Annotated in this window: 19 protein-coding genes and 1 other RNA gene; 7 read left to right on the top strand and 13 right to left on the bottom strand. The window is 59.4% G+C overall.

Annotated elements, in window-relative coordinates; all coding sequences use genetic code 11:
* Window positions 1–24 precede the first annotated feature (24 nt).
* Entirely contained in the window at window positions 25–807 is a 783-nt protein-coding gene (gene udp, locus B2W96_RS07875) for a uridine phosphorylase (protein ID WP_293009738.1), read from the top strand.
* Complete coding sequence (locus tag B2W96_RS07870; protein ID WP_293009737.1) at window positions 804–1,628, top strand: mechanosensitive ion channel family protein; 825 nt, start codon at window positions 804–806, stop codon at window positions 1,626–1,628. Before udp ends, B2W96_RS07870 begins: the two co-directional genes overlap by 4 nt.
* 96 nt (window positions 1,629–1,724) lie before the next feature.
* Here the strand turns inward: B2W96_RS07870 and B2W96_RS07865 are convergent, their stop codons facing one another.
* From B2W96_RS07865 to B2W96_RS07840, 6 genes are all read right to left on the bottom strand, one after another.
* Complete coding sequence (locus B2W96_RS07865) at window positions 1,725–2,543, bottom strand: carbon-nitrogen hydrolase family protein (protein WP_293009736.1); 819 nt, start codon at window positions 2,541–2,543, stop codon at window positions 1,725–1,727.
* Between the two features lie 83 nt (window positions 2,544–2,626).
* Window positions 2,627–3,616 (bottom strand): 2-hydroxyacid dehydrogenase, encoded by a 990-nt coding sequence (locus B2W96_RS07860; protein WP_293009735.1) that lies wholly within the window; start codon window positions 3,614–3,616, stop codon window positions 2,627–2,629.
* A gap of 16 nt (window positions 3,617–3,632) precedes the next feature.
* Window positions 3,633–4,946: an AAA family ATPase gene (locus B2W96_RS07855; RefSeq protein ID WP_293009734.1), complete on the bottom strand. Its 1,314-nt coding sequence runs from the start codon at window positions 4,944–4,946 to the stop codon at window positions 3,633–3,635.
* Window positions 4,947–4,950: 4 nt separating this feature from the next.
* Window positions 4,951–5,466 carry a Gx transporter family protein gene (locus tag B2W96_RS07850; protein WP_293009733.1) on the bottom strand — a complete coding sequence of 172 codons (516 nt, stop codon included), beginning with the start codon at window positions 5,464–5,466 and terminating at the stop codon, window positions 4,951–4,953.
* A gap of 4 nt (window positions 5,467–5,470) precedes the next feature.
* Complete coding sequence (locus B2W96_RS07845; RefSeq protein ID WP_293009732.1) at window positions 5,471–5,875, bottom strand: NusG domain II-containing protein; 405 nt, start codon at window positions 5,873–5,875, stop codon at window positions 5,471–5,473.
* Complete coding sequence (locus B2W96_RS07840; protein ID WP_293009731.1) at window positions 5,841–6,902, bottom strand: FAD:protein FMN transferase; 1,062 nt, start codon at window positions 6,900–6,902, stop codon at window positions 5,841–5,843. The genes B2W96_RS07845 and B2W96_RS07840 overlap by 35 nt, the downstream gene beginning before the upstream one ends.
* A gap of 215 nt (window positions 6,903–7,117) precedes the next feature.
* On the opposite strand from B2W96_RS07840, the gene B2W96_RS07835 reads away from it, so the two are divergent.
* The gene (locus B2W96_RS07835; RefSeq protein ID WP_293009730.1) at window positions 7,118–7,879 is read left to right on the top strand and encodes a hypothetical protein; all 762 of its coding nucleotides are present in this window, start codon (window positions 7,118–7,120) and stop codon (window positions 7,877–7,879) included.
* 75 nt (window positions 7,880–7,954) lie between these two features.
* On the opposite strand, the gene B2W96_RS07830 is transcribed toward B2W96_RS07835, so the two are convergent.
* From B2W96_RS07830 to B2W96_RS07810, 5 genes are all read right to left on the bottom strand, one after another.
* Window positions 7,955–9,721 (bottom strand): DUF4127 family protein, encoded by a 1,767-nt coding sequence (locus tag B2W96_RS07830; protein ID WP_293009729.1) that lies wholly within the window; start codon window positions 9,719–9,721, stop codon window positions 7,955–7,957.
* Between the two features lie 60 nt (window positions 9,722–9,781).
* A complete protein-coding gene (locus B2W96_RS07825; RefSeq protein ID WP_293009728.1) occupies window positions 9,782–10,150 on the bottom strand; it encodes a YbaB/EbfC family nucleoid-associated protein in 369 nt (122 codons plus the stop codon).
* A 104-nt stretch (window positions 10,151–10,254) separates the two neighbouring features.
* Window positions 10,255–12,093: a DNA polymerase III subunit gamma/tau gene (dnaX, locus tag B2W96_RS07820; protein WP_293009727.1), complete on the bottom strand. Its 1,839-nt coding sequence runs from the start codon at window positions 12,091–12,093 to the stop codon at window positions 10,255–10,257.
* 48 nt (window positions 12,094–12,141) lie between these two features.
* Window positions 12,142–12,241, bottom strand: an RNA gene (gene ffs / locus B2W96_RS07815) — signal recognition particle sRNA small type.
* 111 nt (window positions 12,242–12,352) lie between these two features.
* Window positions 12,353–13,309 (bottom strand): alpha/beta hydrolase, encoded by a 957-nt coding sequence (locus B2W96_RS07810; protein WP_293009726.1) that lies wholly within the window; start codon window positions 13,307–13,309, stop codon window positions 12,353–12,355.
* 232 nt (window positions 13,310–13,541) lie between these two features.
* On the opposite strand from B2W96_RS07810, the gene B2W96_RS07805 reads away from it, so the two are divergent.
* On the top strand, window positions 13,542–14,834 hold the full coding sequence (locus tag B2W96_RS07805; protein WP_293009725.1) for a hypothetical protein: 1,293 nt from the start codon (window positions 13,542–13,544) through the stop codon (window positions 14,832–14,834).
* Window positions 14,835–14,836: 2 nt separating this feature from the next.
* On the top strand, window positions 14,837–15,541 hold the full coding sequence (locus B2W96_RS07800) for a DUF6320 domain-containing protein (RefSeq protein WP_293009724.1): 705 nt from the start codon (window positions 14,837–14,839) through the stop codon (window positions 15,539–15,541).
* Between the two features lie 153 nt (window positions 15,542–15,694).
* On the opposite strand, the gene B2W96_RS07795 is transcribed toward B2W96_RS07800, so the two are convergent.
* Together B2W96_RS07795 and B2W96_RS07790 are read right to left on the bottom strand one after the other, a co-directional pair.
* The gene (locus tag B2W96_RS07795) at window positions 15,695–16,468 is read right to left on the bottom strand and encodes a GNAT family N-acetyltransferase (RefSeq protein ID WP_293009723.1); all 774 of its coding nucleotides are present in this window, start codon (window positions 16,466–16,468) and stop codon (window positions 15,695–15,697) included.
* 67 nt (window positions 16,469–16,535) lie between these two features.
* A complete protein-coding gene (locus B2W96_RS07790; protein WP_293009722.1) occupies window positions 16,536–17,243 on the bottom strand; it encodes a helix-turn-helix transcriptional regulator in 708 nt (235 codons plus the stop codon).
* 255 nt (window positions 17,244–17,498) lie between these two features.
* On the opposite strand from B2W96_RS07790, the gene B2W96_RS07785 reads away from it, so the two are divergent.
* Window positions 17,499–17,876: a RidA family protein gene (locus B2W96_RS07785; protein WP_293009721.1), complete on the top strand. Its 378-nt coding sequence runs from the start codon at window positions 17,499–17,501 to the stop codon at window positions 17,874–17,876.
* A 152-nt stretch (window positions 17,877–18,028) separates the two neighbouring features.
* Window positions 18,029–19,675, top strand: coding sequence for a tryptophanase (locus tag B2W96_RS07780; protein ID WP_293009720.1), 1,647 nt, complete (start codon window positions 18,029–18,031; stop codon window positions 19,673–19,675).
* Window positions 19,676–19,977: the final 302 nt, after the last annotated feature.

The raw sequence follows: 19,977 nt of genomic DNA, 5'->3' as shown, positions 1-19,977 counted from the left end.
GAATCAATTGATGAGGTGAAAGAGATGCAGGTTTTACCGAAACAGTATCACATTCAGTGCGCACCGGGGGACGTGGGCCGCTATTGCATTCTGCCCGGGGACCCGGGCCGCGTGGCTTCCATCGCCGCTTTGCTTGACGGCGCGGTGGAGGTGGCCCAAAACCGGGAGTATACCACATGGACGGGAACGCTTCTTGGAGAGCGGGTTTCCGTCTGCTCCACGGGCATCGGCGGGCCCTCTGCCTCCATCGCCATGGAGGAGCTGGTGAAGTGCGGGGCAGATACCTTTATCCGCACCGGCACCTGCGGCGGCATCGCGCTGGAGGTCCAGTCCGGCGACATCGTGGTGGCCACGGGCGCGGTGCGCTTTGAGCACACCAGCATGGAATACGCGCCCATCGAGTTTCCCGCCGTGGCGGACTTTGGCATTACCGGGCATCTGGCGGAGGCCACGAAAGCCCTTGGCTATCCGCTTCACACCGGCGTGGTCCAGTGCAAGGACAGCTTTTACGGTCAGCACAGCCCGGATAAATCCCCCGTATCTTACGAGCTTCTGCAAAAGTGGGAGAGCTGGAAGCGCCTTGGCGTGAAAGCCAGCGAGATGGAGTCCGCCGCCCTGTTCGTGGTGGCGGCGGCGCTGGGGGTGCGGTGCGGCTCCTGCTTCCATGTGGTTTGGAATCAGGAGCGGGAAAAGGCAGGTTTGGACCAGAACATGAGCGAGGATACCGCGGCCTCCGTGAAGGTGGCGGTGGAGGCCATGAAGCTGGTGATTGCGGCTGACCGGGCGGCGGAGAAAACTCGGACATGAGCTTTGAAGACCTGTGGAACACGGCGCTGCCGGGCGGGATTTCACTGACATTTGGGAAGGTCGCGTCCGCCGTGGGTGTGCTGCTGGTCTGCCTGATCGTCATTCGGATTCTCATGCGGCTTCTTCGCCGGATTATGAGCCGCAGCAAGCTGGAGGAGCGGGTACTCAAATACCTGCTGATGGGCGTGAAGCTGGTGCTCTACATCATCACGGCAATCATTGTGGCGGACACGCTGGGCATCAATTCGTCGTCCTTTGTGGCGCTTTTGAGCGTGGCTTCCCTGGGGGTGACGCTGGCGGCGGAGGATATTTTGGGCAACGTGGCCGGAGGACTGGTGCTGCTGTCCTCTCGCCCCTTCACGCTGGGGGATTTTATCGAGACGGACGGCGTGTCCGGCACGGTGGAGGAAATGGCCCTGAATCACACCAAGCTGGTGACGCTGGAGGGGCTGACGGTGATGATTCCCAACCGGAAGCTCTCCTCGGAAAAGCTGACCAACTATACCGCCCTTGGCCGCCGTCGCATCTGCCAGAAGGTGAATGCTCCCTATTCCGCGCCGATTGACACGGTAAAGGCCGCCTGCCGGGCGGCACTGGAACGGACGGAGAAGATGCTGGCAGACCCCGCGCCCTCGGTTTACCTGACGGAGTGCCGCCCCAGTGCCATGGAATACAGCGTGTACTGCTGGGCAACCACGGCAAATTACTGGGATGTTTATTTGACCCTCGGGGAAAATCTGCGCCGGGTCTTTGAGGAGCAGGGCATCGAAATGGCCTATGACCACCTGAACGTCCACATTGTGGACGGGAAAAACGCGTAAAACAGCGAAAACACAAGAGTCCCGTGAGATTTTGTCGAAATCTCACGGGACTCTTTATGAAAATATGGATTGCAGTCCTGAATTGTAAGGAACTAATTAAAGCTCCCGCAGCTCGTACATATCCATGCGCCGGGCGGAGAGGATGGGAAGCTGGCTGCGCACGGACTCGATTTTGGAAAGGTCCAGCTCAGCATACAGCACCGTAGCCTCGCCCTCCGCGCGGCACAGAACCGTTCCCCAAGGGTCCACGGCAAGAGAGTTGCCGTAGGCCACGTAGGGCGCATCCATATTCCGGGCGGGAGATACCCCCACGGTAAAGCACTGATTGTCCACCGCACGTTGGCGGAACAAAAGCTCCCAGTGGGCGGGGCCGGTGGTCATGTTGAAAGCCGCCGGAACGAAGATGCACTTTGCGCCCCGGAGGGCCATGCACCGGGCCAGTTCCTCAAATCGCAGGTCAAAGCAGATGCAAAGGCCCATGGGGCCAAATTCTGTGTCAAAGGTGGTAATCTGATCGCCGGGAGTGAGGGTGTCGGACTCAAAAAACCGCTGTCCGCCCGCTACGTCAATGTCGAAGAGATGGGCCTTGCGGTGGCGGGCAAGCTCCCGGCCCTGACGGTCGTAAACATAGGACGTGTTGTAAACGTTTCCGTCTGCAAGCTCGGGGACGGAACCGCCCACGATATAAATGCCAAGCTCCCCCGCAAGACGGGAAAGCGCGGACTGCGTCTGCCCGCCCGCCGCTTCGCCAAAGTTACGAAAGCAGGCGTTGTCGTAAGGACAGCAGAACATCTCCGGCAGAACGGCAAAATCCGCGCCATTTGCCGCGGCATCCCGAATTTTGTCGCAAGCCAGGGCAATGTCAGCGGCCTTGTCGCCGGTGCCGCCCGCCAGTTGAATCAGCGCGACCTTCATAGAAACGCTCCTTTCCCGGGAAAACTCTCTTTCCCCGGCATTTCATTTTCAAGAACCCGGCCCGGACGGCGGGGCTAAAGCGCTTACAGGCCGTTGACCACCCGCTCCGGCCGATTGCCGGACAGTACGCTCTCCAAATCCTCAAACAGCATCCGGTGTGCCGCGCGGAAAGCGGACTGCGCCGCGCCGCCGAAATGGGGGCAGAGAATCAGTCTGTCCGGAAATTCCGCTGCCAGACGAACCAGCGGATGGTCCGCCCCGGCAGGCTCCGGCTCATAGCAGTCCAGCGCCACTCCCCCAAGTCGTTCCTCCCGCACGGCGGCGCATAAAGCCTCGTCGTCGATAATCGCGCCCCGGGCGGTGTTCACAAGGTAGGCCGTGGGCTTCATTCGGGCGAGAAATTCCCGGTTGACAAGCCCCCGGCTTTGGTCGTTTGCGGGCAGGTGGAGGCTGACGATATCGCTCACCGCCGCCAGTTCCTCCAGCGGGAGATAGCGGGCGTTCAGCCGTGTCTCCGTCTCCGCGTCCCGGCGGTGGGGCGCGTAATAATACACCGTTGCACCAAAGGGGCGCAGCCGCTCTGCCACCGCCTGACCGATGGCCCCGAAGCCCACCAGACCCACGGTGGAAACCGACAAATCTGCGGGAACGTCCTGCTCCACCAGCCGCACGGCCCCGGCCTGCTTACCCGCGCGAACCATGCGGTTGCCCCATAGAACCCGGTGCAGCAGCATGCCCATCAAGGTCACGGACAGCTCGGAAACTGCCGCCGCGTTGCATCCGGCGCAGTTGCACACGTAAATGCCCCGGGCGCGAGCCGCTTCCAGATCAATGCGGTCAAAGCCCACGCCCTCGGAGTGAATCAGCTTCAGATTAGGCATGTTGGAAATCAGTTCCGCCGACACGGGGGTCACTGGTATGACAAACAGCGCGTCCGCATCGCCTGCGGCCGCAAGCCACTCCGCCTCGGTTCCCTCGCGATCACAAAAAACCAGCTCTGCTGACTTGGCGGCGGGAAGGTCTGGACGAAAAGCGTCATAGCGGGATTTGGGGGCCAGCACCAATACTTTCATAAGCACAGTCCTTTTATTATAAGTTTTTCCCGTCCTCGGCGGGAGTTTCCACCGAGGCTGCGCAACTGCCGTTCTTCTCGCTGTTTTTTTCTGTCGGGTCTAACGGCTCGGCGGTTTTCTTTCCGGGAGTTTCGGCACCGTCTGTGGGTGTGACGTCCTCCGTAGGGGGTTCGGTTTCTTGGGAGGGGCGCTCTCCCTCTGGAGAGGATCCGGCGGCGTTCGCCGTGGTCTCCGTCGTCGGCTCCGGAAGTCCCTGCGCCGCGCGAACATCCCGGGGAGTGATTTTCATCAGGTCGTCCCGAGACACGGTTTCCATGGCCGCCAGCCGGTTGGCCTGATTCACCAGAAGCCGCTCAAAAATATTCCGCACGCCCCGGGCGTTGCCAAAAGAGATGGAATCCGCGTTTTCCTCCGCGATAAACTCCCGGACCAGCCGCCGGGTTTCCTCCTCCGGCTGATAGCAGCCCTTTTTGCACTGAATATCAAAAATGGACAGCAACTCCTCCGGGGTGTAGTCCTCAAAGTGTAAAAAGCGGTTGAAACGGGATTCAAGGCCGGGATTGGAGTGGACGAAGTCGTCCATCAGTCCGTCATACCCGGCGACGATAACCACCAGATCGTCCCGGTGGTCCTCCATGGCCTTGAGGAGGGTGTCGATGGCCTCCTGTCCAAAGTCGTTTTCCGCCCTGCCGTTAAGGGCGTAGGCCTCGTCGATAAACAACACGCCGCCAAGGGCTGCGTCGATGACCTTGCCGGTTTTAATGGCGGTCTGGCCCACGTACCCGGCCACAAGGCCGCTGCGGTCCACTTCCACCAGATGGCCTCTGGAGAGAATGCCAAGGCTGTGGTAAATGCGGGCCATCAGCCGGGCCACGGTGGTTTTGCCCGTGCCCGGATTGCCGGAGAAGACCATGTGAAGGCTCAGATCTGCCACCGGCAGGCCGTGGTCCTTGCGAAGCTGGTGAACCGTGGCCAGATCAATGAGGTTCTTCACCTCTTTTTTTACGGCGGTCAGGCCGATATAGCCGTCCAGTTCCGCCTGTAAGTCTTCAATTTTCTCCGGTGGCGGAGCGGGCTGCTCCGCAGGAGCCCCTTCATCGTTTCCGGTGGAGGAGGCGGTGCCGCCGCTCTCTTTTGCTCCGCCGGTTTTCAGCGGAGGTGCGGGAGGGGGCGCAAGCGGGGCCTTCGGTTCCGCAGGCTTCGGCGAAGCCGAGGGATGGCCCCAGAAATCCGTCTCCATCCGGCGAAGATTGTTTTCCGACATAGCGCGGATTACATCCAGCTGCTGCAAAATAATCTGGTCCTTTTTGCTGATGTCTTTCCTGTCCATACGCTCACGCTTTCATTAAAGAGGTGTGCTCCAGCGCCCGGAACAAAAGTCCCGCCGCAAAGCCGTTCAAAGCCCCGGTAAACAGGGATACCCCAAGCAGAAGGGGAAGATAATAGAGAGGGGCCGCGTTGCCAAGCGTCAAAATCGCAGCCGCCACCTGACCGCAGTTGTGAGCCGCCGCGCCGCCCACAGACACGCCGTATACCGACAAAGGCCGGAATCGGGACAGCAGGAACATGGCCCCCATGGCGCAAAGCCCGCCCAGCAGGGAAAACAACAGCGCGTTCACATTTCCAGCGAACAGCGCCCCCAACGTGCACCGGGCGATGAGAATTAAAAGTGCCTGCCCTGCGCCCAGCGCATACAGCGCGAAAACGGTGACGATATTGGCAAGCCCCAGCTTCACCCCCGGCAGGGGAATGGCAAGGGACAGGGGAAGCAGATTTTCCGCATAGCCCAGCGCCAGCGCCAGCGCGGTGAGTACGGCGCACAGTGTCAGTTGTTTTGTTGTCAGCTTCATTCCATCACCCCAGCACGGCGTCCACGCCGTCATCCGTGGTTCCCGCCAGCATAACCGAAATCCGCGCCGGGAGGCACACCACGCTCTGTCCCGCCCGGTGGATCGCCCCGGTGCGGACGCACACCTGATTGGGGCAGTCCGCCTCCAATACCTCCGCCCCGTCGGGAGACAGGCGGAGAAGGAGGGTATAGCCATTTGCCGTCAGCTCCCGCACCTCCGGCCCGGAAAGAAGGGAGAGATTTACCGTCTCGGTCACCCGCCCGTCCACGGAGATGACGGCGGAAAGCCCGCTTCCCGTCCCGCGCCCCCACACGCCCAGCACCAGCGCGGCGGCCAGAAGAACGACGGCCAGCGCCACCAGCGCGTCGGCGGGCTTAGGCCGGATTTCCGGAGACTGTCTCATAGGCATAGCCGCTGCCGTCCTCCTGCTGAAATTTGTCCGCAAGGCCGTCGGTCACAAGAACCCGACCGTCCTTTGTCACCAGCACAAGCTGAAAATCATAGACGCCGGAGCGCCAAAACTCCACGGCCTTTTCCTCCCCCATCACAAACAGGGCGGTGGAAAACGCGTCACACATGGTGCCGTGACCGGGGCCATTGCCGTGCTTGTCTCCGTTTGCGGGAGCTACCACGGTGACGGAGGTGAGGCCGCTTTCGGCGGGATAGCCGGTGGCGGGGTTTAGAATGTGGTGATAGCGTTTGCCGTTTTCCTCAAAATACCGCTGATAGCCGCCGGAGGTAACGGCGTAGGCATCCGTCAGTGAGAGAACGCCCGCAAAGCCGGAGGGTTTTTTGGGGTCCTGTACGCCCACTCGCCAGGCGCTCCCGTCCGGCTTGCTGCCCCGGACATAGATGTTGCCCCCCAGGGATACCATGGCGCTTGTCACGCCGCTTTCGGATAAAATCCCCTCGCACAGGTCGGAGGCATACCCCTTGGCGATGCCGCCCAGATCGATCTTCGTCCCCCCGTCCAGGGTAATTGTACCATCCCCGCCAAAGAGAATGTGGCTGCTTCCCACATGGGGCAGCAGGCGGTCCAATTCCTTTTGCTTGGGAATCTGATAGTGGTCTGTGGTAAAGCCCCAGGCGGAAACCAGCGGGGCCACGGTAATGTCAAATGCGCCGGCGGTTGCGTCACTGTATTCAATTGCGGAGGTAATAAGCTGCGAGATATCCGTTTCCTCCGCCGGCAGGCCCACCCCGGTATTCAGCCGGGAAATGGCGCTGTCTATGCGCGTGCGGGAAAGACGCAGGTCCAGACTGTACAGCTCATCGCGCACCGCGCTCACGGCGTTTTGTGCGTTGCCGTCATAGGCGGTGACAGACATATTGGTGTCCATGGCATAAAATTCGGAGGAGGTGCCTTCCTCCTGTCCACAGGAGGAAAGACCCGTGATCAGCGCCGCGCACAGCGCGACGGCAAGCAAACGTCTCATGTGTGTATTCCTCATATTAAAAGTTTGATAAAAACCTAGCGCTTTGAGAACTATCAGTATAGCACGATTTTGCCGGTCAAACAAGCGGGGAAGCCGCCCCTCTTCGCTTTTTTCACCAAAGCCCTTGCAAAGAGATGAACAATCTGCTAGAATAACACGGTATGCGTGGGCATTTCTCGGCGCTGATTTTGAAAAACCCATGGAGGTTGCGATATATGCAAAAAAGGGACAGGGAAGAACTGAAGCGGAACAACGCGCCCCTCAACGGTGCGCTTAAATTTTTTATCGGAGGCTGTCTGGCGGAAATTTATCTGCTGATGGTTCGAAAATACTATGTCAACGGCAATATAGACCAGATGCTGGGCTGGGACGCGGCCATGCCAACCCTGATGGGAATTGGCGCGGCGCTGCTGGCGCTGGGTGTGGTCTTGGCTGTGCTGTGGAGAAAAGAGCGGGGCTGGAAGCAAACGGTGGTCTGGACGGCGGTGTTTGCGGGCTTGTTTCTCTCCGCCGGAAATTGGATGGTCAAAGCGGTGTACCCCACCGGCGTGACCGTGCTCACCGTGCTGACGGCGGCTGCTATGCTGCTTGGGGTGCTCTGGTGTCTGTACGCGCGGGAGTGCTTTTTTGCCATGACGATTCTGGGGACGGGCCTGTTTGCCACATGGGTCTGCCGCCATGGGATTGGTAGCCAGCAGTGGAAGGTTCTTGTGATCGCGGGCGCCTGTGTCTATCTTATTTTCCTGGCTGCCGCGTTTATGGCGGCGCGGAAGCTGGAGCGGACAGACGGAATGCTTGGTGCACTTCGGATTCTTCCCAAGGATACTGACGGCACGGTCCTGATGGTTTCTTGCGGGCTTTCCGCCGCTGCTGTGGTGCTGTCTCTGCTCAGCGCTACCATTGCCTATTATGCCATTTGGGTGCTGGGTATTGCGATTTTTATTCTAGCTGTGTACTACACCGTCAAGGAGCTGTAAGCTGGTCAAGCACGCGCGGGCTCATAAATGAAAAAAGCGGAGCGCCGTGGGATTTTCCCACGGCGCTCCGTTTTTTCAGGGCTCCGGTGCGGTTGTCTCCCGGTCAATGTCCATGCCGATTTCAAAGACCCGGTTCCAAGGAAAACGGTAATTGGAAATCGTCAGCGTGCCGCAGTCCTCTTCCACCCACGGGGACAGACTGGTGATCAGTTTCCCGCCGCTGAAATTGGCAAGCACCGGCGCGGCGGAGCCTTGCATATCTGTTTCCAGCCGGGCCAGCACCGCTGCCGAGTCAATTTCAGGCCGATAGAAATTGTCGGGGCTGCCTCCCAGATCCTCCCGGACGTAGGCGTACAGGTCGTTGCGCACGGTGTTGCGGAAGGCGAAGTCTTTGATGACCCCGTCGGACAGAGACTTCACAAAGGCGGTGTTGGCCGCGTCGTTTGTCTCGGGGGAGGGGGAGTGGGTCAGCCAGGCATACCGCGCCACCCCGTGGGACAAAGCCGTGCCGGTGACAATGGCCATGTCCAAAAACCCGGAATAGGCCAAAAGAACACTCAGCTCCGCTTGCTGCGTCAGCGCGTCGTGTATCACGGTGCCGTAAGCGTCGTTGGACGCGTCAATCAAAATGGTGGGGAGCTTGTTTTTTCGGTTTTCCGCAAGTGCGTTGTTCAGCGCCCATGCATAGTCCCCGGTGCGCTCCGGCTCCGCCGGAGCGGTGAGCACCAGAATTTGCAGGTCCGCCCCTCTGGTTCCGGAGAGGCTTTCCAGCTTGAAAAACTCCAGATGCTGATCCACCACCACGTTTAAAGGCTGATAGTCATAGGCGCAGGCGGGCTCTGCTTCCAGTCCCCCGATGTATCGAAGAGACGCCTTCGCTCCCTCCCACCCGCAGTCTTGCAGATACAGGGCGGAAATGGCTTTAAACGCCAGATCGTCCACCCCGGAGAGGAGCCAGTCTCCCTCCCGCAGATGGGCGGAGAGGTAGGCAATCTCGTTTTTTTGAATGCTGTCCTCCAAGGAGGAGTCATCCACACCGATTAAGACACTAAAATTTTTGTGGGTTTCATCGTCCAGCAGGTCCAGCAGATGCGCGCCCAGATTGAGCTTTCGTTCCCGCGCGGACAAGTATTGGGAAAGCGCTCCCTCCGGCAGCGGCTCAGCGGACTGGACAGCCAACGGCTGACCGTCGGTCCCCAGACGGTAGTCCGCCGTGATGAGGTCGACGCGCAGATCGTCTCCCGCCAAATGGGGGCGGGCCATCGCGCCGTAATTTCGCAGGGCGGCGTATTCGTTCAGGCCAAAGCCGCCGTATCCCACCGTGGGAGCCAGACGCATCACGCTGTCCAACAGCCAGACCCGGTTGTTTTCGTCTTGTGAGAGAACGGAGAGAAGGTTTTCCAGCAACGCCGTCTCCGTAAGCGTTGTTCCATCCGACAGTGTGACGGGATTTTCCCCCGCAAGGGCCCGGGAGCCCACCAAGCCTCCGGAGAGAAGCTGGTCCAAGGAGAGAATGTAGCGGTCGCAGCCCTCCGCCTCCTGCCGGAGCACCCACTCGTACAGCGCGGCCCGGTCGCCGGACTGTTCCCCGTTGGGGTTAAGGGGCTGACTATCCAGTTTTGTGGCATAAAGCGCGGAATCCGGCAGCAGCAGCTTATAGTCCAGAGACTCCGCAAGATACACCGCCCGCTCCACATTGTCCGGGCGGTCGTCCAGCGGAACGTAGGCGAGCTTGGCAGGCCCCTCTGGGTCTGCCGCCTGCCTTTGCCCGCAGCCTGCCGCCCCCAAAAGAAGGGTCAGGGATAGAGCGGCGGAAAGTAGCTTTAAAGCAGTTTTTTTCATCGTGCCTCCAATTTGCAAAAAAGTCCGCAAGCACAGCCTGCGGACTTTTTACGCGATGTTTTACAGGGAGAAGCCTCCCAGATCCATGCCGCCGGTGATGTCGTTCAGGCTGGCCTCCATGGCGTCTCCCGCCTGACGCAGCGCCTCGTTTACAGCGGAAACGATCAGGTCCTGAAGCATCTCCACGTCCTCGGGGTCCACGGCCTCGGGTTTGATGTTGACGGACAGGATTTCCTTTTTCCCGTTGACCTTGGCCTCCACTGCGCCGCCGCCCACGCTGGCAGTAAATTCCTGAACCTCAACCGCACTCTGGGCGGTGTTCATGGCCTCCTGCATCTCCTGAATCTTCTGCTGCATCTCCTGCTGACGGGCGGCCCCGGAGGGGCGCATACTGCCGTTGGTAAATCCACGGCGGGCACTGTAACTCATAAAGCAAGGCTCCTTTTCAAATTTGTTTAAAGTGTATGTTTGCAGGCGGGGACGCACGCGAACGCGCCCCGGCTTTAAAACGCGGCTAAAAGCACGCGCCGCATTTATCGGATGGTGAAGTTGTCCAATCGGCTTCCCCTGCGGATCAAATCCTCCAGCTTGTCCTCCGGAGAGGAGGCGGGGCCGTCGCCCACGGTGAGCCGCACCGTGACGGGCCCACCGGCCCGAAGGGCGGACAATTCCTGAAGTGCGCCCAAGACCCGGTCGTTGTCCAGCCGACCCTTGGTGATTTCATCCGGCGCGAAGATGGTGAGCGCGCTGTCCTTCAGCTCGCCGCTGCACCGGTCCAGAAATACCCGGTACATGGGCGGAAGGCGGCCCTTGCATTCCTCCGCAAGAGCGTGCCACCACTCAGCGCCCCCCGCATTTTCCAAGGAAGCGGGAGAAGCAGCCCCTGGCGGGGGAGAAGAAACTTCCGGGGTCGCCGCCGCCGGCTCCTGTGAGACTGCGGGAACGGATGCTTCCACCCGCTTCGGGATCGGCGCAGCCGCTTCGGGGGGTGGGGCAATTGGCGCATCAGCGTCTTCCCACGGAGGGGCGCTGCGGTCGTCAATGGGCGGCTCCTCCGGCAGGGGCGGTTCCTCGCCCCAAGGCGGGCTGTCTGCGAAAGCGGGAGGAGATTTTACCGCCGAAGCGGGTCTTGAAACGGGCGCGGCCTTGGGAGGGGCGGTTTTTTCCACGGGGGCCGCACGGACCTGTCCGGTTGACTCCGGCTGATTTTTGCCAAGCAGAGTGGGAAGTCGTTCCAGCGAGTCCTCCAGCTTCTGAATCCGGGCGGTGAGCGCGGTGAGGTCCCCGGAGAGGGATTCGTCGCACAGCCGCAGAAGGCACAGCTCTGCGTCAGTCCGGCGGTTGGAACTGTAATAGAGGTCTGCGGAGGCCCGCTGCAAGGTGGTTGCCAGATACAAAAGCCTGCTTCCGGACGCGTCTTTTTGGAGCTTGTCCAGCGCCGCGGAGTCGTATCCTCCGGAAAGCAGCGCCGCGCCCCCCTCCGGGGCCGTTCGCCGCAGCAGCAAATCCCGGGTCAGGACGGACAGCTCGCTCAAAACAGCACCCACGTCCTTGCCCCCGTCGTAAAGCCGGTTCAAAAGCAGCAGGGCCGCTTGCGCGTCCCGCTGTAAAATGTGCTCCATCAGTTGGGCGGTCTGAAGATTTCCCGCAAGACCCAGCACGTCCAGCACGGCCGTGGCGTCAATCACGCCGCCTGCCGCCGCACACTGGTCCAACAGGGAAAGTCCGTCCCGTAAGGCCCCGTCCGCAAGGCGGCTTAAAAGCTCCGCGCCGTCGTCGTGAAGGTCGATGCCCTCCTGCTGCGCAACGTATGAGAGCCGTCCCGCCACCTCCCGGGGAAGAATGCGCTTGAAGGAATACCGCTGGCAGCGGGAGAGGATCGTGGCCGGGACCTTGTGCAGCTCCGTGGTGGCCAGAATGAACATCAAATGCTCCGGCGGTTCTTCCAGAATTTTCAGAAGGGCGTTAAACGCCGCCACGGAAAGCATGTGAACCTCGTCCACGATGTAGACCCGCTTTTTCACGTTGGCGGGGGAATAAATCGCCTCGTCCCGCAAAGCGCGGACCTGATCCACGCCGTTGTTGGAGGCGGCGTCCAGTTCTAAAACATCCAAAAAGGTGCCGTTTTCAATTCCCAGACAGCTTGGGCAGCGGTTGCAGGGATCGCCGTCCTGAGGGTCTTCACAGTTCACCGCCTTGGCGAGAATTTTCGCGCAGGTGGTTTTGCCGGTGCCCCGGGTGCCGGTGAAGAGATAGGCGTGGGACGTGCGCCCCTCCGCCACCTGACGCTTCAGCGTCTCGGTGATGTGGGCCTGGCCAATCACATCGGAAAAGGTTTTGGGCCGCCACTTGCGGTACAAAGCCTGATACACACCACCGCCTCCTTTCAAAAAGACAGAATAAGTCCTCCGTTTGCAGCCACGGAACCGGCGCCCTCGCGGCACATGGAACATCCCGCACGATGCTGCTCGGTTCCCCGCCTGACATGATTAGCAGGCGTCCATTGCGCGAGACCGGCTCCGCGGCTGCAAGCGGAGGACTTCATTCAAAGTGTATCTATTCTACTATAAATTTTTCAAATTATCAACTGGAATCTGCGGGGACGGGCGTAAATTTTCAGATTGATGAATTTCAGAGCAGTTCCAGAAGGAACAGGGCAATCTGCTCCATAGCCGCCGCCGCCTTTTTAATGGGGAACATCTGGAACACATGCCACATGTCCTCCCAGACCTCCAGACGGCACTCCGCGCCCGCTGCCTTCATGGCATGGCACAGCGCTTCCGCGTCGGAATAGAGAATTTCATAGGACCCCACCTGCACAAGCGTGGGGGGAAAGTCCGCAAAATTTCCGAACAGGGGGGAAAGGCTGGGGCTGCGCAGATTTTCCTTCCCGGCGTATACTTCCCGCACAGCGTGGATATACTCCAGCGTCAGCATGGGGTCAATCTCGGCTCGTTCCGTGTAAGAGGGACCGGAGGCGGTCATATCCGTCCACGGGGACATGAGGATCAGGGCGGCGGGCAGCATCCGACCGGCGGCCTTCAGCCGGTGGCACAGCACCAGCGCGAGATTTCCCCCCGCGCTGTCTCCCGCCACCACCACGTCCCGCGCACCGTAGCCTAGGCGCATGAGATAATCCCACGCACGCAGCCCGTCCTCCACCGCCGCCGGGTATGGGTGCTCCGGGGCAAGGCGGTATTCAAAGGTCAGAACATCAAAGCCCGTGGCCTTGGTGAGCTTGGAGGAGAGCACCTTGGAATAGCCAAGGTTTCCGCTGGTATAGCCCCCGCCGTGGCAGTACAGCACGGCGCGCCTGCGCCGGTGGGGCCGCTGCAAGCGCATCCACGCCGCAGGCATTCCGGCAAGGTCAAACGGCTCCCAGCTCATGTCCGCCATGTCGGCGGTGAGATTGCCCAAAAGCTCCTGACTCCGGCGCTGGCGCTCCAGCTCCTCCACCGTCATTGCTTCCGGTGCTCCCGCGCTGTGGAGGGCCTTGAGCACTCGCATGGCGGGGGCCAAGCGGCGGGTTTCTGCGGATTTGCGCTGCTGGGCAAGCGCGGCCTTGAATACCTTGCGGGACTGGTCCATGATGCGCCCTCCTTTTCAATGATGGCATCATGATAGCATAGTTTTCCCCAAATGACACGCTTTTTTCCGTTTATTCCGGGGAAATTCGGGCGGCGGGTCAATGCGTTCTTGCGGTGGGCGGCGGCTCATGATACAATTATTCAGATAAGCCGCCGCGTTTGCCATCCCGGCAGGGAAAGCGAAAGCGGTCCGGACGGAGGCGCAAATGGAACTAAAGAAGGAGGGAGCCGCCATGGCGACAAAAAAGCAATGGTACAAGCTGGACAACGCGGGCGTGCTGTACTCCGCGCTTCAGCGGGAGGAGTATTCCGCCGTCTATCGGTTTTCCGCCGTGATGACCGAACCGGTGGATCCCGCCGCGCTGCAAAAGGCCATCGACGCGGTGCTGCCCCGGTTTCCCGGCTTTGCGGTGCGGATTCGCCGGGGCGTATTCTGGTACTATTTCGAGCCAAACACCGCCCCCGGTCCTTTTTTGAAGGAGGATGTGGCGGACCCCTGTCAGCCCTTTCGGTTTCATGAGGACGCGGGGTGGCTGATCCGGTTTTACCGCTATCAAAACCGCATTTCCTTTGAGGCGTTTCACGCCCTGTCGGACGGCGCGGGCGCGATTACCTTTTTTAAGACGCTTTTGGCGGAATATCTGCGCCAAACCGGTGTGTTTGTTCCTGTGGAAGAGGGAATCCTGGATTTAAATGAACCGCCCAGGCCCGAGGAGCTGGAGGACGCCTATGCCCGCTATGTGGGTCCCGCTGCCCGCAGGCTGCCGCTGATTCAGAAAGCCTATCAAAATCTGGGGCAGGCGGAGCCGTTTTATACGTTTCATGTCACCATGGGCTTTGTGCCGCTGGACAAGCTTCTGGAGAAAGCCCGGAGCTACGGCGTGTCGGTGACGGAGTATCTGGCAGCGGTGCTTCTTCTGGTGCTGGCGGAAAAACAGCGGAGGGAGAACTATCACAAGATGCTGCCTGTGACGCTGGCGGTGCCTGTGAATCTGCGGCCCTGGTTTCCGTCGGAAACTCTGCGGAATTTTCTGGTCACGGTTCAGCCAGGGTTTGACCCGGCGCTGGGGGAGTACAGTCTTGCGGAGGTGGCGGCGCAGGTGCGCCACTATATGCGGCTCCACATTTCGCCGCAGGAGATGCGGGCGCAGATTACCCGCAACGTCCGCTATCAGTCCAACACGGCGTTGCAGCTGCTGCCCCGTGTGGTAAAAAACTCAGTTGTGGCCTATCATTATCGAACCCGGGGGGTGCGCCCCTATTCCGCCACGTTTACAAATCCCGGCGCGATCCCCATGCCGGAGGCCATGCGGCCCCACATTCACCACATGGAGGTGGTGCTGGGGCAGGCCACCGTTCCCCGGCCACATGTGGCCTCCGTCAGCTTTGGCAACATCATGGAAATCACTGTGGCGGGGACACAGGCGGACGCGGAGACGGAGCGGGACTTTTTTCGCTTTCTGTTGCGGGAGGGGTTGCCTGTGCGCATTGAGAGCAACCGCTCAAACCCCGAAAGGAGGACGTAAACATGCCATATTGCGTACACTGCGGCGTGGAGCTGAGCGCCGATGTGAAGGACTGCCCTTTGTGCGGCACGGAGGTGCACGACCCCGGCGCTGATCCGGCAGCGGAGCATCCGCCCTTTTTTCCTGCCCGGCGGGCAGAGGTGGCTCCGGTTTCAAAACGGACGGCGGCTCTGCTGCTCACGTCTATGCTGGCGTCGGTCAGCGTGTGCTGTGCACTGTTGAATCTGGCGCTGAAGCCGGAACACCAGTGGTATTTGTTTGTGGTGGGCGCGGCGGCGATGCTGTGGGTCTGGCTGGTGCTGCCGCTGCTTGTAAACCGCTGGGTCCCTCTCTGGGTGCGGCTCACCGCGGACGTGGGCGCGGTGGCGGTCTATGTGGCCCTGATCGCTTTGGCGCTGGACGGCTGGGAATGGTTTTGGGGCCTTGGGGTGCCGCTTTTGGCAGTGGCGGCGGCGGTGGTGTGCGCCCTGAGCTGGCTTTTGCGCCGGGGCCACTCCATGCTGACCACCGCCATGCTGTGCCTTGGGGCCGCGGGGCTTTTCTGCGTGGGCGTTGAGGCCTGCACAGACCTGTATCTGCATGACCTGTGGTCCCCGGGCTGGTCACTGGTGGTTTTGGCGGCCTGCGTGGGTCTTTCTATTCCGCTGGTGGTGGTGCGGCGCGTGCCGTCCCTGCGGGAGGAAGCGCGGCGGAGATTTCACTTTTAGGGCTGTTGTCCGACGGTGCACACAGTCGGGTCTTTGTTTTCTTCCGTGGTGAGAGTGAGGGGAAGGGGACGGCAGCATACTTTTTGAACTGAATAAAAAACCAAGCGGAAAGGACGGAGGAATATCCTCTGTCCTTTCCGCTTTCATGATGAATTAGAGGTATAGCTCGCCCCAGCGACCGCAGGTTTCAAAGCCCACCCGACGATACAGCTCCGCCACGTCGTTGTAGCCGGAGATCAGGCGAGGCGTTTTTCCTTTTTCCTGAATACGACCTGTCAGAAAGCGGCTGATGCAGCCGCCCAAACCCCGGTGGCGAAACTCCGGAACCACCGCCACTGCCGCGATGACACCGCATTCGTCGTCCTCGGAGGCGATGCTCCCTGTGCCGACAGGCCGACCGTCAACCTCCAACTGCCACACCTCCGCGAGTCCCATGGACAGGCGCAGGCGCAGATCGGCGGACCAGTCTTCATACTGGAGGTGCTGGCGATAGTATTCGTGGCTTTGCTGGAGGATACTGAACACCGTCCGAAGCTCACCGGGAACAAGACCGGGGAATCTCTCTCGCGGGGGTCCGCCCCGGTACACCATGAAATACGAGCTGTCTGTTGTGCCGCCCAACAGGCGCTGAAGCGCGTCGGTCAACGGCCAGTCTGCGTCGATTTCTCCCACGTGCTCCGCCCGCACCAAGGCTGCGATTTCTCCGGGGTTAGCCCGGCCGTCGGCGGAGACTGACAGCACGCCGCCGGATAGGTACAGCGCAGCGGCGGGTAAGCCGTCTTCCACGCACAGGTAAAAGCGGGCGCGGACATCTCCCAGCCCATAAGCCCGAAGAGCGGTCAGCGCCCGGGAGCCAAAGACGTGCTCATGAGAACAGGCCGTGGAAAACGCGGGAATCTGGGTGGGCGCAGTCAGTGGCACAAGCATGGGAAACCTCCTCTTCATGAAAAAGAGGGCGTATCCGCCCGCCTTTCAAAAGCGTATGCCGGGCGCGTTATCGCATCTCGGCGTGTTTACTGTTTCTGATCTGGGACAGATAGCGGTAAATGCTGGCCTGAGAACAGCAAAGCCCTTCGGCCACGTCTTTTACCGCACCCTTGAGCAAGAAGATACCGTCGGACTCCAGCTTGGTGAGAATTTGCAGACGTTCGTTGGAGGTCAGCCGCTCTGCCGTCACCCCCAGCAGCTCCAGCTCGCCGCTGACGGCGTCGGCTGCCACAGCTTCCGCGGAATTGCCGAATTTTTCAGGCATCCGCTGCTCGGCTGGCACTGCCCCGGGGCCAAACTGAGAAACAAAGTCCTCCACAAAAAAGTCGGGGTGGCACAGGCCCATTATCTGGCTGCTGACAGCCCGGAACTGGCTGTCGTCAAAGTTAATGCAGAGCATACCGATCAGCCGGCCGTTGTCCTTGATGAACAGCGTGTTGGACCGCAAAGTCTTGCCGTTGATGGCGACCCCGTAGTAATTCAGGCGGTAGTCCGAGGTTTCGTAGCTCTTGTCCTTTAAAATACTCAAGGCGATGTTGGTCAGGGGAGCGCCGATCTCCCGCCCGCTGATGTGATTGTTGGCGATGGCAATAATCGAGCGTTCTTTATTTGTCAAATCGTGGAGAGCAACCTCGTAGGACGAGCCTAGGGCGCGCCCGAGGAACTCCGTGAGTTTCACATACGGCAGGAGAAGGGGGTTGGGGATCTCGGGCATGCACTCACCTCAGTTCATATTTTTGCTGTGATCTTTATCTTCATTATATATGTTCGTCACTTTTTTGTCAAAATAAAAAATCATCCTAACTATAATAATAATAAATTTGCACTTTAGAACATAATTTATAAGTATTGAACAATATTTTAAAAATAAAAATGTTTAATCAGACAAATATGATAAATTAACGATATTTTAATTGACAAAATTTTTAAGAGTGATAAAATTTTATTACAAAGCGAAGGAGGATTCCCAATGAAAGCGATTGTTAGTACAACCAAGGCCCCTGCGGCCATCGGGCCTTACTCTCAAGCCGTGCAGGCGGGCGGACTGGTCATCACCTCCGGGCAGCTGCCCATTGACCCCGCCACGGGCGTGTTTCCCGAGGGTGTCCAGGCCCAGACCCGGCAGTCATTGACCAATGTCAAGGCTATTTTAGAGGAAGCCGGCACCGGCATGGACCACATTATCAAGACCACCGTGTTCCTGAAAAACATGGATGACTTTGGCGCCATGAACGAGGTGTACGCCACCTTTTTCACCGAAAGCGGATTTCCTGCCCGCTCTGCAATTGAAGTCGCTCGTCTTCCCAAGGACGCGTTGGTAGAAATCGAAGTCATCGCGGTCCTGTAAGGATATTCCCGCTTTCCTGTTATGTTCCTGCATCTTTCTTAGGAAGATACTGTCCGCCAGGCGAAAAGCAGGGCTTGGGACCCCTGTGTTTTGACGACCGGAGTATCCATAACAAGGCGCACTGCGCCGAAAAATTATGGAGGTAAAGCACTATGTCTAACAAATATTCTCTGAACGTTCCCGCTCCTCATCACTTTACTTTCGCGGTTCGTGATGTTCCCGATGTGACGTTGGAGCAACGTGAGCGTGCGCTGAAGGCCACCCACTACAATGAGTTCGCCTTCCCCTCCGGCATGCTGACGGTCGATATGCTTTCCGACTCCGGCACCACCGCCATGACCAACCAGCAGTGGGCGTCCCTGTTCCTGGGTGACGAGGCCTATGGCCGCAACACTGGCTATTACGTTCTGCTGGATACCTTCCGCGACATTCTTGAGCGTGGCGGTGAGAAGAACTGGAAGAAGATTGTCGATCTGGTTCGCACCGACTGCCGGGACGTGGAGAAGATGATGGATGAGGTCTATCTCTGCGAGTACGAGGGCGGCCTGTTCAACGGCGGCGCCGCTCAGATGGAGCGGCCCAACAGCTTTATCATCCAGCAGGGTCGCGCAGCCGAGTCTGTGCTGATGGAAATTGTTAAGAAAATTTTGGCCCAGCGGCATCCCGGAAAGGTCTTTACCATCCCCTCCAACGGCCATTTCGACACCACCGAGGGCAACATCAAGCAGATGGGCTCCGTGCCCCGGAATCTGTATCACAAAGAACTGCTCTATCAGACTCCCGAGGGCGGAGCCTATGCAAAGAACCCCTTCAAGGGCAACATGGACATTGACAAGCTGGAGCAGTTGATTCAGGCCGTGGGTTCCGAAAACGTACCCCTGATCTTTACCTGCATCACCAATAACCCCATCTGCGGCCAGCCCGTTTCCATGGCCAATATCAAGGAGATTAACCGGGTTGCGCACAAGTACGATATTCCCTTGGTATTCGATGTGGCCCGCTGGGCGGAAAACTGCTACTTCATCAAGATGAACGAGGACGGCTACGCCGATAAGTCCATCGCCGAGATTGCCACCGAGATGTTCTCCTACTGCGACGCTTTCACCATGTCCGCCAAGAAGGACGGCCACGCCAACATGGGCGGTATGCTGGCTTTCCGCGACAAGGGGCTGTTCTGGAAGAATTTCTCCGACTTCAATGAAAACGGCACCGTCAAGACCGACGTGGGCGTGCTGCTGAAGGTCAAGCAGATCTCCTGCTATGGCAACGATTCTTACGGCGGCATGAGCGGCCGCGACATTCTGGCGCTGGCTGTGGGCCTATATGAGTCCTGCGACTTCAACTATATGCATGAGCGCGTGAAGCAGTGCGAATATCTGGCGCAGGGCTTCTACAAGGCCGGAGTCAAGGGCGTGGTGCTGCCCGCCGGCGGTCATGCCGTGTACATCAACATGGACGAATTTTTCGACGGCAAGCGCGGCCATGAGGCTTTTGCCGGCGAGGGCTTCAGCCTCGAGCTGATCCGCCGCTACGGGATCCGTGTCTCTGAGCTGGGTGACTATTCCATGGAGTATGATCTGAAGACTCCGGAGCAGCAGGCCGAGCTTGCCAACGTGGTTCGGTTCGCCATTGACCGCAGCCGCCTGACTCAGGAGCATCTGGACTATGTCATCGCCGCCGTCAAGGCCCTTTATGAAGATCGGGAGAGCATCCCCAACATGCGCATCATCTGGGGGCACAACCTGCCCATGCGTCACTTCCATGCCTTCCTGGAGCCCTATTCCAACGAGGAGAAATAATTCTCCAACTCATAATTTTGCGTAACCTGCGCCGCGTGGAAAGAGCGCAGGGGTAAAGAGCGAAACGCCCGCGGAAAATGAATACGCTTTCCGCGGGCGTTTTTTCGCGCACTCCTCCCCGCAAAGAGGCCGGTCGGAAGTCCGGCCCAGCCAGGAAGGCAGCCCCCGCTCCATGAGGAACCGGGGTTACCGATATAAGAAGAATGGAGTCCTGCTAACAAAAGTCAAGCCCCAAATCCAAGAAAATTCAGGGCAGAAAAATGAGCACAATAAAAAGGCGGCCGCAATATGCGCCCACCTGA

The organism is Oscillibacter sp. UBA6647 (assembly GCA_002455655.1).
Taxonomy (GTDB): domain Bacteria; phylum Bacillota; class Clostridia; order Oscillospirales; family Oscillospiraceae; genus Oscillibacter.
This window is presented reverse-complemented; position numbering and strand designations above follow the sequence as displayed.

Excerpts from the sequence above, each read along its gene's own strand:
- B2W96_RS07845 (WP_293009732.1), bottom strand. The coding sequence starts at position 5,875 with ATGCCTATGAGACAGTCTCCGGAAATCCGGCCTAAGCCCGCCGACGCG.
- B2W96_RS07780 (WP_293009720.1), top strand. The coding sequence starts at position 18,029 with ATGTCTAACAAATATTCTCTGAACGTTCCCGCTCCTCATCACTTTACT.
- B2W96_RS07870 (WP_293009737.1), top strand. The coding sequence starts at position 804 with ATGAGCTTTGAAGACCTGTGGAACACGGCGCTGCCGGGCGGGATTTCA.
- B2W96_RS07785 (WP_293009721.1), top strand. The coding sequence starts at position 17,499 with ATGAAAGCGATTGTTAGTACAACCAAGGCCCCTGCGGCCATCGGGCCT.
- B2W96_RS07865 (WP_293009736.1), bottom strand. The coding sequence starts at position 2,543 with ATGAAGGTCGCGCTGATTCAACTGGCGGGCGGCACCGGCGACAAGGCC.
- B2W96_RS07790 (WP_293009722.1), bottom strand. The coding sequence starts at position 17,243 with ATGCCCGAGATCCCCAACCCCCTTCTCCTGCCGTATGTGAAACTCACG.
- B2W96_RS07860 (WP_293009735.1), bottom strand. The coding sequence starts at position 3,616 with ATGAAAGTATTGGTGCTGGCCCCCAAATCCCGCTATGACGCTTTTCGT.
- B2W96_RS07795 (WP_293009723.1), bottom strand. The coding sequence starts at position 16,468 with ATGCTTGTGCCACTGACTGCGCCCACCCAGATTCCCGCGTTTTCCACG.
- B2W96_RS07835 (WP_293009730.1), top strand. The coding sequence starts at position 7,118 with ATGCAAAAAAGGGACAGGGAAGAACTGAAGCGGAACAACGCGCCCCTC.
- B2W96_RS07825 (WP_293009728.1), bottom strand. The coding sequence starts at position 10,150 with ATGAGTTACAGTGCCCGCCGTGGATTTACCAACGGCAGTATGCGCCCC.
- B2W96_RS07805 (WP_293009725.1), top strand. The coding sequence starts at position 13,542 with ATGGCGACAAAAAAGCAATGGTACAAGCTGGACAACGCGGGCGTGCTG.
- B2W96_RS07855 (WP_293009734.1), bottom strand. The coding sequence starts at position 4,946 with ATGGACAGGAAAGACATCAGCAAAAAGGACCAGATTATTTTGCAGCAG.
- B2W96_RS07830 (WP_293009729.1), bottom strand. The coding sequence starts at position 9,721 with ATGAAAAAAACTGCTTTAAAGCTACTTTCCGCCGCTCTATCCCTGACC.
- B2W96_RS07810 (WP_293009726.1), bottom strand. The coding sequence starts at position 13,309 with ATGGACCAGTCCCGCAAGGTATTCAAGGCCGCGCTTGCCCAGCAGCGC.
- B2W96_RS07840 (WP_293009731.1), bottom strand. The coding sequence starts at position 6,902 with ATGAGACGTTTGCTTGCCGTCGCGCTGTGCGCGGCGCTGATCACGGGT.
- B2W96_RS07850 (WP_293009733.1), bottom strand. The coding sequence starts at position 5,466 with ATGAAGCTGACAACAAAACAACTGACACTGTGCGCCGTACTCACCGCG.
- B2W96_RS07800 (WP_293009724.1), top strand. The coding sequence starts at position 14,837 with ATGCCATATTGCGTACACTGCGGCGTGGAGCTGAGCGCCGATGTGAAG.
- udp (WP_293009738.1), top strand. The coding sequence starts at position 25 with ATGCAGGTTTTACCGAAACAGTATCACATTCAGTGCGCACCGGGGGAC.